General features: G+C 67.4%; 11 protein-coding genes. 6 read left to right on the top strand and 5 right to left on the bottom strand.

Annotated elements, in window-relative coordinates:
• Positions 1-124 precede the first annotated feature (124 nt).
• Entirely contained in the window at positions 125-1,087 is a 963-nt protein-coding gene (locus ACP690_RS03140; protein WP_426260108.1) for a cell wall hydrolase, read from the top strand.
• A gap of 6 nt (positions 1,088-1,093) precedes the next feature.
• Here ACP690_RS03140 and ACP690_RS03135 read toward each other — a convergent pair whose 3' ends face one another.
• A complete protein-coding gene (locus tag ACP690_RS03135) occupies positions 1,094-1,885 on the bottom strand; it encodes an arginyltransferase (RefSeq protein ID WP_024310446.1) in 792 nt (263 codons plus the stop codon).
• A 254-nt stretch (positions 1,886-2,139) separates the two neighbouring features.
• Between ACP690_RS03135 and ACP690_RS03130 the strand changes: the two genes are divergently transcribed.
• Both ACP690_RS03130 and ACP690_RS03125 read left to right on the top strand, forming a co-directional pair.
• The gene (locus ACP690_RS03130) at positions 2,140-2,388 is read left to right on the top strand and encodes a hypothetical protein (RefSeq protein ID WP_017977679.1); all 249 of its coding nucleotides are present in this window, start codon (positions 2,140-2,142) and stop codon (positions 2,386-2,388) included.
• Positions 2,389-2,529: 141 nt separating this feature from the next.
• Positions 2,530-3,018: a hypothetical protein gene (locus tag ACP690_RS03125; protein WP_426260107.1), complete on the top strand. Its 489-nt coding sequence runs from the start codon at positions 2,530-2,532 to the stop codon at positions 3,016-3,018.
• Positions 3,019-3,021: 3 nt separating this feature from the next.
• On the opposite strand, the gene ACP690_RS03120 is transcribed toward ACP690_RS03125, so the two are convergent.
• On the bottom strand, positions 3,022-4,263 hold the full coding sequence (locus ACP690_RS03120) for a threonine ammonia-lyase (protein WP_426260106.1): 1,242 nt from the start codon (positions 4,261-4,263) through the stop codon (positions 3,022-3,024).
• A gap of 56 nt (positions 4,264-4,319) precedes the next feature.
• Between ACP690_RS03120 and ACP690_RS03115 the strand changes: the two genes are divergently transcribed.
• A complete protein-coding gene (locus ACP690_RS03115; protein ID WP_426260105.1) occupies positions 4,320-5,981 on the top strand; it encodes an amidohydrolase in 1,662 nt (553 codons plus the stop codon).
• Between the two features lie 82 nt (positions 5,982-6,063).
• Here the strand turns inward: ACP690_RS03115 and ctrA are convergent, their stop codons facing one another.
• Together ctrA and ACP690_RS03105 are read right to left on the bottom strand one after the other, a co-directional pair.
• Positions 6,064-6,759, bottom strand: a complete 696-nt coding sequence (gene ctrA / locus ACP690_RS03110) for a response regulator transcription factor CtrA (protein WP_020486368.1) — start codon at positions 6,757-6,759, stop codon at positions 6,064-6,066.
• A 120-nt stretch (positions 6,760-6,879) separates the two neighbouring features.
• Entirely contained in the window at positions 6,880-7,992 is a 1,113-nt protein-coding gene (locus ACP690_RS03105) for an AI-2E family transporter (protein ID WP_426260104.1), read from the bottom strand.
• 236 nt (positions 7,993-8,228) lie between these two features.
• Here ACP690_RS03105 and ACP690_RS03100 point away from each other — a divergent pair, with 236 nt between their 5' ends.
• Together ACP690_RS03100 and ACP690_RS03095 are read left to right on the top strand one after the other, a co-directional pair.
• On the top strand, positions 8,229-8,903 hold the full coding sequence (locus tag ACP690_RS03100) for a response regulator transcription factor (protein WP_017977685.1): 675 nt from the start codon (positions 8,229-8,231) through the stop codon (positions 8,901-8,903).
• Between the two features lie 3 nt (positions 8,904-8,906).
• Positions 8,907-10,271 carry a sensor histidine kinase gene (locus ACP690_RS03095; protein WP_426260103.1) on the top strand — a complete coding sequence of 455 codons (1,365 nt, stop codon included), beginning with the start codon at positions 8,907-8,909 and terminating at the stop codon, positions 10,269-10,271.
• Positions 10,272-10,442: 171 nt separating this feature from the next.
• Here ACP690_RS03095 and ACP690_RS03090 read toward each other — a convergent pair whose 3' ends face one another.
• On the bottom strand, positions 10,443-12,944 hold the full coding sequence (locus ACP690_RS03090) for a TonB-dependent receptor (RefSeq protein WP_426260102.1): 2,502 nt from the start codon (positions 12,942-12,944) through the stop codon (positions 10,443-10,445).
• Between the last annotated feature and the right edge of the window lie 16 nt (positions 12,945-12,960).

Here is a 12,960-nt window from a genome sequence, read left to right as displayed (position 1 = left end):
GGGGCTGTTCGTGCGTGTCGCTCCTCCGCAAACGCAGTTAACCGGATCACAACTCCGCGGGCGTTAGGCGGGCAGCGTGGGGTATGTCCGCATCTCGAGGCTGCGATACGCATGGGTTGGCGTGATGCTGGTCAGCGCTGCGTCGTGCGTGCCGCCGCGGCAGGGCGTCAGCCGCGTGTCGCAGGCGGTGCCGCCGCCGACGCCGCGGCAGTTGCTGCGCGACCTGGCACTCGACGTGCCCGGCGATCTGCCGGGGCTTGCCGGTCTGCCCGCGAGCCTGCGCGATGCGGTGGACGGCGACGATACCGCGGCCATTGCGCCACAGGCCGCGCCGCCCTTCCTCGCGCAGATGCAGAGCCAGGAGGATGCGGCGCGCGCCACCGACTGCCTGACCGCCGCGGTTTATTACGAGGCGCGCTCCGAACCCATCGATGGCCAGCGCGCCGTCGCGCAGGTGGTGCTGAACCGTGTGCGCGACCGTGCCTTTCCGCACAGCGTGTGCGGCGTGGTGTTTCAGGGATCGACGCGGCGCACGGGGTGCCAGTTCAGCTTCACTTGCGACGGATCGATGGCGCATCGCCGCGAACCCTATGCCTGGGCGCGGGCGCGCAGCGTGGCCCAGGCGGCGCTGGCGGGCAACGTCTATGCCCCGGTCGGCGGCGCGACCTTCTACCACACCGATGCGATCCTGCCGTGGTGGGCGTCCAGCCTGACGCGGATCGGGTCGGTCGGCGCGCATATCTTCTATCGCTGGCGCGGCGCGATGGAGAGCGCGCTCAGCTTCCGTGCGGCCTATGCGGGCGTCGAGCCGGGGGTGGTCGCGGGCGGTGGCGATGGCGGAGCGCAGCCGCAGGTCGCGACTTTGTATCGCGACAGTCAGGACGATCGCGGCGTCACGGTGCATCGCGGCCGGATGACGCCGGTGGCGAGCATCGCCGAGGCGCCCGCGACCGATGCCCCCAAGGCGGACGCGCCTGCTCCACGGATGATGATCGCGGCGGGCGTTCGCGTGCATCGCGGCAGCGAGGCGCCGCGGCGCCTGATGACCGAGGGTGCGGTGATCGGCGCCGAATCCGACCCGACCTGAGCCGCGTCAGGCGACCGCCATCGCGTCGGGCAGCGGCGGCGGGGCCAGTTCCTCGTCGGTCAGTGCGCGCCAGCCGTTGGGGCCCAGCATCTCGATCGGGCGATAGCGCGTCTTGTATGCCATGCGCGCCGACCCCTTCACCCAATAGCCGAGGTAGACATAGGGCAGGCCGCTGTCCCGCGCGCGCAGGATATGGTCCATGATGATGTAATTGCCGAGGCCCGGCCGCGCGGTCGCGGGATCGTCGCCATCCGCATCGAAGAAGCTGTAGATCATCGACAGCCCATCCGCCTGCCGGTCGGTCAGGCAGGCGCCGACCAGCTGGCCGCGCACGCCCCCGACCGAGGGCGTGCGATATTCGATAACGTGCGAATTGACCGGGGAATGCTCGACCATGTCGGCATAATCCTCCTCGTCCATCCCCGCCATGCCGCCGCCCGGATGACGTGCGCCGAGATAGCGGCGCAGCAACTGGAACTGTTCGTCGGTCGCCCAGGGGCGGCAGGCGCTGACCTCCAGATCCTCGTTGCGGCGGAGCAGCTTGCGCTGCGTCGCATTGGGCACGAATTCGTCGGTGACGACGCGCACCGACACGCAGGCGGCACAGCCCGCGCACGAGGGGCGATAGGCGACGCCCTGCGACCGGCGAAAGCCGATACGGCCGAGCGCGTCGTTCAGCTCGGCGGCATGCGGGCCGGACAATTCGGTGAACACCTTCCGCTCCTGCCGGCCCGGCAGATAGGGGCAGGGCGCGGGCGTGGTGACGAAGAAGCGCGGAAAGCGAAAAGGCGCAGTCACCGCCGACAAACCCCCGAAGCAGACAGGCGCACGATACGCCGCGGCGACATATGAATCACCCCGTCGGTCCTGAAAAGCGGCTTTACCATCAAAGAAGGTTAATCGGCGGCAGAGAGTCTTTCCAGCACGGCCTGTTGGTCCGATCCGGGACGGACAGCGCCCATATTGCGCCGCACCCTGATTGCTGCGGTGCGGGAACTTCAGGCCGGACGGGACGTTGGCCCTGTCCCTAGGTGTAACTTCGGAGTTGACTGATGACCAAGATTGCAGGCTCGCTCGCCGCGCTCGCGCTGACCACCGCCTCGATCGCCACGCCGGCGTTCGCGGCTCCCGTGAACCCCGCCGCCTCGCTGTCGGTGGCCAAGTCGGTCCGCGCCAGCGCCCCGTCGGCGCAAAAGAACAAGCTCGCCGGTGGCGGCCTGCTCGCCGCGATCATCGCCGCCAGCGTGGTGGCGATCGGTGTCGTCGCGATCGTCGACGACGGCAATTCCGACAGCAACTGAGCGTTCGCTCAGCTGCAAAGCGGGGGTCGCGCCACGGCGCGGCCCCTTTTTTGTGTCGCGTTCCCCGAAGACGTCCGGCGCCACGCATCTTTGTACCGAGATGCGGGGTGTTTATGATCCGTTTGATCATCGGGGGGAATCATGCCGGCATTTTGGGTTATCGCACTGGCGCTGTCGACGCCGACACCTGCGCAAGCGGTTACGCCCCCCGAGACGTGTACGTTGCTGCAAAAGGCCTATCGAATATCGACAGGCGAGGGGCACGGCACCGATCTGTCGACGGTCGGACCTGCAAAGACGGACCCGTCGCCTCTGGCGACGTATAGGCCGGAGTTTCGAAGCTATACCGGCTTGACCGCCGATGAGTTTGCGGACCTGCAGTCCAACGAGGCGGCGGCCGTATCCCCCGGTTTCGTCCCGCAGTGCGCATGGGACAAGGACGACACCGTGGGGGAGAAGAGCGGCTATGCGGTTGCGTTCAGCGCTCCCATCCTGTCGACCGATCGCCGCATCGCTTTGGTGGAAGTGTCTTACAGCAAAGGTATTTCCGCCCACGGGGGCCTGTGCATCATGCGGCTTTCGCCCGCAGGATGGAACGGACGCTGCATAAATGCGTGGAGTATCCGCTAGCCCCTACGCCTGTTCCACCATGCTCGTTTCGAAGCCGCCTTCGCGTAGCGCGGTGATGAGGCGGTTGAGGTGGTCGCGGTCGCGGGCTTCGCATTCGATGTCGGTGATCAGGCCCTTCGCCGGCAAGGAGGTGAAGATGCGCTGATGGTAGACTTCGATGATGTTGACGCGCTGCGCGTCGAAGATGCGCGCGACGTTGTAGAGCGCGCCGGGCTGGTCCTGCAGCCGCACGCGCAGGCGGGCGAGGCGGCCCGACCGGGCGAGGTCGCGTAGCAGCACGTTGGCGAGCAGGCGAGTGTCGATATTGCCGCCGCACAGCACGATGCCGACGGTGCGGCCCTTGAACCGCTCCGGATAGGCCATCAGCGCGGCAAGGCCGGCGGCCCCGGCGCCCTCGACCACGGTCTTTTCGATCTGGAGCAGAAGGCTGACCGCCTCTTCCAGATTGCGCTCGCCGACCAGCACGATGTCGTCGACCAGCTCGGCGACCATGCGCGAGGTGATGCCGCCGGGTTCCTTCACCGCGATACCCTCGGCGAGCGTATCGCCGGCGCAGGGCAAAGCGGTGCCGCGGATGCGGTTGTACATCGAGGGGAAGAGTTCGGCCTGCACGCCGATCACCTCGATCGGATGGTCCGCAGCGCGCGCGACGACGCTGTTGCCCGAGATGAGGCCGCCGCCGCCGATCGGGATCAGCAGCGTGTCGAGGCTCGGCACGTCCTCCAGCATCTCGACCGCGACAGTGCCTTGGCCGGCGATGACGCGCGGATCGTCGAACGGGTGGACGAAGGTGAAGCCGCACTCCGCCTCCAGCACGCGGGCATGGGCGTAAGCGGCGTCGAACGTGTCGCCTTCCAGCACCACCTTGGCCTTGTGGCCTTCGGTCTGCGTCACCTTCACCGTCGGCGTGGTGCGCGGCATCACAATCGTCGCGGGGATGCCGAGCCGGTTGGCGTGATAGGCGAGGCCCTGTGCGTGATTGCCAGCCGAGGCGGCGATGACGCCCTTGGCGCGCGCTTCCGGCGATAATTGCAGCAACGTGTTGAGGGCGCCGCGTTCCTTATACGCCGCGGTAAACTGCAGATTTTCGAACTTCAGGAACACGGTGGCGCCGGTCATCTCGCTCAGCGTCTTGCTGATCAGCGTCGGCGTGCGGACGATCGCATCGCGAATGCGGGCGTGGGCGGCGTACACATCGTCGATGGAGACGGGGAGCGAGGCGGTGTCGGCAGGGTTGGTGGCCATGGCGCCGAGCTAGACCATCTGGTGCGGCGGGGGAACACCGCTTATGCGCTGAGGCTATGGCACGATCGGCTTTGACAATAGTGGCGGCGCTGGCCGCGGTTCTGGCGACTTCGCACGCGGCCGGCGCCGACGGGCTGGTCGATAACGTCAACGGCATGACGCTGGACAAGGACGGTAAGGTCGTCCGGTTCCAGGCGATGCTGGTCAATGCGCAGGGCGCCGTCGTCAGGTTGCTGTCGGCAAAGGACAAACGGCCGGAGAAGCTCGACTGGCGGGCCGACATGAAGGGCAAATATCTGCTGCCCGGCATGATCGACGCGCATGGCCATGTGATGGAACTGGGCTTTCGCGCGCTCGAACTCGACCTGTCTGATACGAAGAGCCTCGCCGAGGCGCAGATGAAGATCGCCGCTTATGCGCGCGCCAATCCCGACAAGGCGTGGATCATCGGCGGCGGCTGGAACCAGGAGACGTGGGGGCTGGGCCGCTTCCCGACGACCGCCGATCTCGATGCTGCGGTCGGCGATCGTCCGGTGTGGCTGGCGCGCGCCGACGGCCATGCCGGCTGGGGCAACAGCGCCGCGCTGAAAGCAGCCGGGGTCACCGCGAAGAGTGTGTCGCCCGCGGGCGGCCGGATCGAGAAGGGCGCGGGGGGGCAGCCCGCGGGCGTGTTCGTCGATGCGGCACAGGATCTGGTGGTGAAGATTCTGCCCCAGCCGCTGGGCAAGGACCGCAACGCCGCCTTCCTGAAGGCGCAGGAAATTCTGCTCGGCTATGGCGTCACCGCGACCGCCGACATGGGCACAAGCATCGACGACTGGCTGACCTATCGCCGGATCGCGGACCTCGGCGGCCTGCGCGTGCGCATCATGAGCTATGGCATGGGGGTCGATACGACGGTGCAGATCGGCGGTACCGGGCCGACGCCGTGGCTGTACGACGATCGGCTGAAGCTGGTCGGCGTCAAGCTCTACGCCGACGGGGCGCTGGGATCGCGTGGCGCGTGGCTGAAGGCGCCCTATGCCGATGCGCCGGGCCAGACGGGCGCGGGCTTCATGAACGACACCGTGCTGCGCAACCGGATGAGCCGCGCGGCGATGGACGGCTATCAGGTCGCGGTGCATGCGATCGGCGACCGCGCCAATGCCGAGGTGCTGGATGCGATCGACGAGATGGCGCAGACCTATAAGGGCGACCGGCGCTGGCGTGTCGAGCATGCGCAGATCGTCGACCCCGTCGACCTGCCGCGCTTCGGCAAATATGGCACAATCGCCTCGATGCAGCCGGTCCATGAAACGAGCGACCGGCTGATGGCCGAGGCGCGGCTGGGCCCGCAACGCCTCGCCGGTGCCTATGCCTGGGCGTCGATGCTGCGCAATGGCGCGAAACTGGCGTTCGGATCGGACTATCCGGTGGAAAAGCCCGATCCTTGGGCCGGCTGGGCGGCGGCGTTCACGCGCCAGGGCCCCGACGGCCAGCCGTTCGGCGGCTGGCAGCCGCAGGAGGCGATCACGCGCGAACAGGCGTGGTGGGCCTATACCGGCGGCGCGGCCTATGCGGGCTTTGCCGAGGATCGCTTCGGCCGCCTCGCCCCCGGCCAGAAGGCGGATTTCGTCATCGTCGACCGCGACCCCCTGCTCGCCTCCCCCGCAGACTTGCGCGCGACCAAGGTCGAACAGACGTGGATCGGCGGCCAGAAGGTGTGGCAGCGGAAGTAAGCCGCACGCCAAAAGGGCCGCAGCACCCCCCGATGCTGCGGCCCTTCACTCCCAGATACTGGGGAGGGGTAAAAATGGGCGGTCAGGCGACCGCGACGACCTCTTCGGGTTCGCGCAGCACATAGCCGCGGCCCCAGACGGTCTCGATGTAATTCTCGCCGTCGCAGGCCAGGCTGAGTTTCTTGCGTAGCTTGCAGATGAAGACGTCGATGATCTTGAGTTCGGGTTCGTCCATGCCGCCGTACAGGTGGTTCAGGAACATTTCCTTGGTCAGCGTGGTGCCCTTGCGCAGGCTGAGCAGCTCGAGCATCGCATATTCCTTGCCGGTCAGATGCACGCGCGCGCCATCGACCTCGACCGTCTTGGCGTCGAGGTTGACGGCGAGCTTGCCGGTGCGGATGACCGATTGCGAATGGCCCTTCGAACGACGGACGACCGCATGGATGCGGGCGATCAATTCTTCGCGATGGAAGGGCTTGGTGACGTAATCGTCGGCGCCGAAGCCGAAGCTGCGCACCTTGCTGTCCATCTCGTTGATGCCGCTGAGGATCAGCACCGGCGTGGTCACGCGGGCGACGCGCAGCTTCTTCAGCACGTCATAGCCGTGCATGTCCGGCAGGTTGAGGTCGAGCAGGATGATGTCGTAGTCGTACAGCTTGCCGAGGTCCAAGCCCTCCTCGCCAAGGTCGGTCGTATAGACGTTGAATCCCTCGGTGCCGAGCATCAGCTCGATCGCCTTGGCCGTGGTCGGCTCGTCCTCGATCAACAACACCCGCATCGCGTCGTCCCCTGTTGGCGAGGCCGCCAGCACCCCTGGCTCGCGGCTCGCCCCGATTCATTAACCAAACGACATCTGAAGGTAAAAGGTTAATTCGGGATTAAGTGCGGGCGTCAATCTTTACGATTTGCGCTCGTCCGCCTCGGGATCGGCATCCGGATCGTGCGGTGTCAGATCGGGGCCGAGCAGCGTCTGGTGGCGGCTGCGCGGGATATCCTCGCCCAGCACCTCGCGCAGATACAGGCTGCGCACCAACGTGAAGATCACGACCAGCAGCGCCGCCGAGAAGAACAGCCCGAAGATACCGAAGATCACGCCGATGCCGATGATCGCGAAGACGGTGATCGCCGGCGGGATCGAGACGACGCGCGCCTGGACGTAGGGGGTGATGAAGTTGGTCTGGATCAGCCGGACGATCGCATAGGTGGCGAGCGCGCCGATCAGCGCGCCATTGCCCTGCGTCGCGGCGAGGCCCAGCGCCGGAATCATCGCCGCCGTGGGGCCGACATAGGGGATGAATTCCGACAGGCCGGCGAGCAGGCCGAGCGCGGCGGCGGAGGGTACGCCCGAAATCCACAGGCCGATGCCGATCAGTAGCCCCATCGTCGTCATCAGGATCAGCGACGAGCGCAGCCACAGCCGCAGCGTCGAGCCGACGTCGAACAACGCATCCTCGATCGCCGGGCGCTTCGAGGGCGGGATCAGGAACAGGAAGCCGCGCTGGTAGATGCCGGGATCGGCGGCAAAGAAGGCCGCGCCGACGAGCAGCAGAATGCTGTTGAGGATGAGTTCGCCCGCGCCCTGCACCAGCCCGCCGACGTCCTGCGCCGCTTTCGACCCGGCATAGGCCTGTTGCACGGCATCGACGATCTTGGCGCCGACCGGGCTTTGCGATGCCCAGGCGGCGAGCTGGTCGAGCAGGTTGGGCAATTGCGTGACGAGCACGTTGACCTGCTCGCGGAACTGCACCCCGAACAGCCAGACGAGGAAGGCGACGACGCCATAGGCGGTCGCCATGCCGAGGCAGAAGGCGGTCCGGTCCGACACACGCAGGTGATCGCGGTAAAGGTCGGCGAGCGCATGGATGGCGATCGCGCCCAGCATCGACCCGAAAGCAAGGATCAGCAGATTGCCCGCGCGCAGCAGCGCCGCGGCGACCGCTGCGATGAGGAGGACGTAAAAGATGCGCCGGATGAAGCGCGCATCATCGGGATCGGGGGCGAGACGGTTCACGCGGGGCGGGGGGCGCTGGGCATGGGCTATCCTGACAGGATCGGGGGGCAATGGACAAGAGGTGGGGGCAGTACTGCCGTGGGGCCGGATCGGTTCCGGTTGCAGGGTAGCGGAGGTGGGCGATGCGGGGGCATCGCGAATGCCGCCTGCGCGCACCTTACACCTTTGTCATTTGATCTTTATCCGCCGACACGGCAGCCCTTTGGACGTAACAGCGTCGAGCGGACTTGAGCCCCATGAAGATCCTTCTGGTTGATGACGACCCCGTCCTGGCCGATTCGCTGGCGGATGAACTGACCGGCTTCGGCCACGCGCTGTCGACTGCGAGCGACGGGCGGGCGGCGCTCGCGGCGATCGATCAGGATGCGTTCGATGCGGTGGTGCTCGACCGGATGATGCCGCGGGTGGACGGAATCGCGCTGCTCGAGCGGCTGCGCGGCGACGCGCGATCGGTGCCCGTCATCATGCTGAGCGCGCGCGGCCAGTCCGATGACAAGATCAGTGGCCTGGCCGCCGGCGCCGACGATTATGTCGTCAAGCCGGTCGAGGCGGCCGAACTGCACGCGCGTCTGCAGGCGGTGGTGCGCGGCCGGCAGTGGACGCGCGAGGCGAGCGACACGCTGCGCGCAGGCGATATCGTGGTCAGCCCGTCGCGGTTCCGGGCATGGCGCGACGAAAAGCCGCTCGACCTCGCCAAGCTGGAGCTGAAGCTGCTCGCCGAACTGGTGCGCAACGCCGATACGGTGCTGACGCGCGCGATGCTGATCGAGCGGGTGTGGGGGTACGATTTCGAGCCCGACACCAATCTGGTCGACGTCTACATCCGCCGCCTGCGCCAGAAGCTGACCGCGCATGGCGGCGACGATCCGATCCAGACGATGCGCGGCGTCGGCTATCTGTTGCGCAGCTGACGCATGCCGCGGAGCCGGCGGCTGCGTGCGCCGCGATCGCTGCGGGCGCTGACCTGGATTTTCGTCGCGGCGATGATCGCGGCGACGCTGGGCACGGGCGTCGCCATTTACACTGCGCAGCGTCGGGCGATCGTCCAGCTGGTCGACCAGCGGATCGCCACGGCGGTCGACGCGATCGCGCACGAAGGCGAGCGGCCGATGCCGACGCCGGTTCTGGTCGAGCGGCTGCGCATGCTGGCGAGCGACCGCGACACCGGCGACATCGGCGCGATGCTGGTCGATGCGCAGGGGCGGCAGATCGGCGGCAACATCCGGTTGCGCCAGGTGCCGCCGCGCGGCTTCAGCTCTCTGCACAGCGACGACGGGATCAAGGGGCTGACCGCTGGGCGCGCCTATACCGGTGACGTCGGCGATGGGCGGCGGCTGACGATGATTGCCGAAACCGAGCCGTTCGACGATTCGGGCACGGCGCGGCTGCGTAGCTACCTTGCCGGTTTCGGATCGATCCTGTTGGTCGTCGGGCTGGGGCTCGTGATGTTTTCGCGGCTCGTCGAGCGGCGGATCGGTGCGATGCGCGCGACCGCGGCGGCGATCGTCGATGGCGACATGCAGCGCCGCGTGCCGACCGAGGGCGATGGCGGCGCGTTCGATGCACAGGCGCACGCGTTCAACGCCATGCTCGACCGGATCGCCGAGCTGATGCGCGGGATCGCCGAAGTGTCGAGCGACATCGCGCATGACCTGCGCAGCCCGCTCGCGCGGCTTCGCGGCCAGCTCGTCCAGCTCGAACGCCGCGCCGAGACGCCAGCGATGCGCGACGGCCTGTCCGCGGCGATCGCGCAGAGCGACACGATCCTCGGCATGTTCGCCGCGATCCTGCGCATCGCCGAAGTGGAGGGCGGCGCGCGGCGGGCGGGCTTCGCGCGCTTCGACCTGGGCGAACTCGTCGCGGAGGTCGGGGAAATGATGGCGCCGGTGGTCGAGGACGATGCGCATGTCCTCGTCTGCGATCCCGTCGCCGCGCTGCCCGTCCACGCCGATCGCCAGTTGCTGACGCAGGTGCTGGTCAATCTGATCGTCAATGCCGTGCGCCATACGCCAGCGGGGACGCGCATCACGCTGTCGGCCGTGGCGATGCGGGGGCAGGCGATCGTCCGGGTGGCCGATAACGGGCCTGGCATCGCCGCGGCGGATCGCGCCACCGCGTTGCGGCGCTTCGGCCGGCTGGATGCGAGCCGGTCGACCGGCGGGTTCGGCCTGGGCCTGCCACTCGCCGCGGCGATCGCGCGGCTGCATCATGGCGAGCTGTCGCTGGAGGATGCGGCACCGGGGCTGCGCGTGGTGTTGAGCGTGCCGCTGACTGGGTGATCGATCCCGACAGTATCGTCGCCCCAGCGGAGGCGGGGCCTCTCGCAGCTCCTGCTGCGCCTCATTGCACGGAGATCCCAACCTTCGGTGGCATGACGTCTGTCTGAGTCCAAACGAAAGGGGCGGCGCCGTCGCCGGCACCGCCCCTAGGCAGTCTGACCTGTCGGCCGCTTAGAAGTTCACCGATCCTTCCAAACCGATGGTGCGCGGCGGGTTGAAGTTCGCATACGACCCCAGCACCGCGATGTTCGCGTCCGAACGGCGATAGATATGCTGTTCGTTGAGCAGGTTGCGCGACCAGAGCGACAGCGTCGCCTTCTGGCCCTGTGCGCTCAGCGGGATGTCCGCCAGCGCGATGCGGCCGTTCACGATGAAGCTCGAGTCGGTCTTCACGCTTTCCGACTGGAAGCTGTACTGCGGCGCCGCATAATTGGCGTCGAGGTGGAAGCGCGCATGCGTGCTGCCCGTGCCGACCGGCAGATCGTAATCGATCGCCGCCGATGCCGCGTGCGGCGGCGTGTAGACGGTGTAGACCTGCGTCAGCACGCCGAAGGTCGGGCCCGGGTTCGGGTTCGCCGTCGCGGGCACCTTGGTGTAGGTGTAGGCGTAGGAGGCGGTCAGCGTCAGGCTGTCGATCGGCCGCGCGCTGACGTCCAGTTCGATACCGCGGATCTTCGACGTGCCCGGCGCATTCGCCGTATTTTCGGTGTGCAGGTTGAAGTTCGGGTTGGCGATCGTGGTGCCCGGCAGGAACTGGTTGGTATCGACGTTGTCGAAGTCGATCTGCGTGTTCTTGCGGTCCATGATATAGCCCGCGACGTTCACGCGCACCTTGTGGTTCAGGAAGTCGGTCTTCGCGCCGATTTCATACGCCTTCACCGATTCCGGCCCGAACGCGCCGAAGTTCGACGAGCGGTCGTTGGCACCGCCGGCGCGGAAGCCGCTCGAATATTTGGCGTACAGGTTGATGCCGGGCGCCGCGTCGGCGGCCAGCGTCACCATCGGGTCGAACCGCCCGCGATCGTAGTTCAGCACGTAATTGGTGGGCACGCCCGACACGAGGTACAGCGTGCCGTTACGCTTGTCCTTCGAATAGCGGCCACCGACCGTCAGGTGCAGCATCTCCGCCGCGGCGGGGGTCCAGGTCGCCTGGCCGTACGCGGCATAGCTGCGGGTGCGGGCGACGCTGGCGCGCTGCAGGAAGCGGGAGTTATAGTCCCAGCCCTGGTTGGACGAGCTGATCGTGCCGAACACCTGCGAGGGCAGGATGGTGTAGGCGGTGCCGTCGGCGTTCCACTGGTTCGACGAGGGCGTCGCGGCGGATTCGCGGGCCTGTTCGTTAAAATAATAGAGGCCGGCGACCCAGTCGAGCTGGTCGACGCTGCCGATCGCCTGGAATTCCTGGCTGAACTGGCTCTGGTACAGATCCGACAGGCTGTAGCGGCTGAACTTGCCGTTGGGGGCGTAGGCGACGCGCTCCGGACCGCCCGAATTGTCCCACTGGTTGGTCGCCACGCGGCGCCATGCGGTGATCGACTTCAGCGTGATCGCCGGATCGACCTTGTACGACAGCGTCGCGCTGACGCCCTGCGTCTTGTCAACGCTGTACTGCTGCGGCACGCCGACGTCGGCGACGCTCTGGCGGTTCGGGTGGACGCCGACCAGCGCGGGCAGCGGCGCGATGCAGGTGGTGGCCGAGATCGTGCTCGACAGGCAGGTGGGCGCGCCGGCCGCGCTGCCCGGCAGGACGATGCGGTTGGTGGTGCGGTCCAGCACGCCGACGGTGCGGCCCAGCGGGTTATAGTTGATCAGCTGGCTGAAGAACGGCGTGTTCTCATCACGCGCCTTGTCGAAGGCGACGTCGGCGGTGAAGCTGTCGGTCGGTTTCCAGCGCGCGGCGATCCGGCCGCCGACGCGGTCATAGGCGTTCCAGCCGAGCTGGCCGGCGAGCGGGTTGCGCGTCGTCGCATCCTGATGCTGGTACACGCCGTCCAGTTTGATCGAGATGTTCTGATATTCGGGCAGGTCGATATGCGCTTCGCCATTGCGCGCGCCATAATTGCCGAAGCCTGCGGTGACGCGGCCACCGAATTCCCCGGTGGGCGCCTTAGTGACGATGCTGAGCGCGCCGCCTTCGGTGTTGCGACCGAACAGCGTGCCCTGCGGGCCACGCAGCACTTCGATGCGCTGCACGTCGAACAGCGCGGCGTTCAGGCCCTGCGAGCGGCCGAGGTAGACGCCGTCGATATAGACGCCGACGCCCGAATCGCGCGCGGTCTGGTTCTGGTCGAACGGCACGATGCCGCGGATGCCGATCGTCAGTGCCGATTGGCGCGCTTCGAAGGTCGCGACGCGCAAGCTGGGCACCGCGCCGTCACCCAGGTCGAGCAGGCTCTGGACGTGACGGTCCTTGATCGCTTCGGGATCGAGCACGCTGATCGCGATCGGCGTCTTCTGCAGGTTGGTTTCGCGCTTGGTGGCGGTGACGACGATGTCCTGCAGCTGGTCCGGCTCGGCCGCGGGGGTCGGGTCCGTGGCGGGCGTGGGATCGGCGGCCGGCGCGGCAGTGGCGGTCGCCTTGGCAGCATCGGCGGCGAACGCTGGTGCGGCGGCGAGGGCGGATGCGGCGACGCCGATCATCAGCAGCGCGCGGCTGCCGGACATCTTCATCATGACGAAATATTCCCCT

It is taken from the genome of Sphingomonas sp. DC4900, assembly GCF_049896485.1.
Lineage (GTDB): Bacteria > Pseudomonadota > Alphaproteobacteria > Sphingomonadales > Sphingomonadaceae > Sphingomonas > Sphingomonas aquatilis.
Note: the sequence above shows the minus strand (reverse complement) of the source record. Positions and strands in the feature narration are given on the sequence as shown.

Excerpts from the sequence above, each read along its gene's own strand:
- ACP690_RS03140 (WP_426260108.1), top strand. The coding sequence starts at position 125 with ATGCTGGTCAGCGCTGCGTCGTGCGTGCCGCCGCGGCAGGGCGTCAGC.
- ACP690_RS03130 (WP_017977679.1), top strand. The coding sequence starts at position 2,140 with ATGACCAAGATTGCAGGCTCGCTCGCCGCGCTCGCGCTGACCACCGCC.
- ACP690_RS03125 (WP_426260107.1), top strand. The coding sequence starts at position 2,530 with ATGCCGGCATTTTGGGTTATCGCACTGGCGCTGTCGACGCCGACACCT.
- ACP690_RS03120 (WP_426260106.1), bottom strand. The coding sequence starts at position 4,263 with ATGGCCACCAACCCTGCCGACACCGCCTCGCTCCCCGTCTCCATCGAC.
- ACP690_RS03115 (WP_426260105.1), top strand. The coding sequence starts at position 4,320 with ATGGCACGATCGGCTTTGACAATAGTGGCGGCGCTGGCCGCGGTTCTG.
- ctrA (WP_020486368.1), bottom strand. The coding sequence starts at position 6,759 with ATGCGGGTGTTGTTGATCGAGGACGAGCCGACCACGGCCAAGGCGATC.
- ACP690_RS03100 (WP_017977685.1), top strand. The coding sequence starts at position 8,229 with ATGAAGATCCTTCTGGTTGATGACGACCCCGTCCTGGCCGATTCGCTG.
- ACP690_RS03095 (WP_426260103.1), top strand. The coding sequence starts at position 8,907 with ATGCCGCGGAGCCGGCGGCTGCGTGCGCCGCGATCGCTGCGGGCGCTG.
- ACP690_RS03090 (WP_426260102.1), bottom strand. The coding sequence starts at position 12,944 with ATGATGAAGATGTCCGGCAGCCGCGCGCTGCTGATGATCGGCGTCGCC.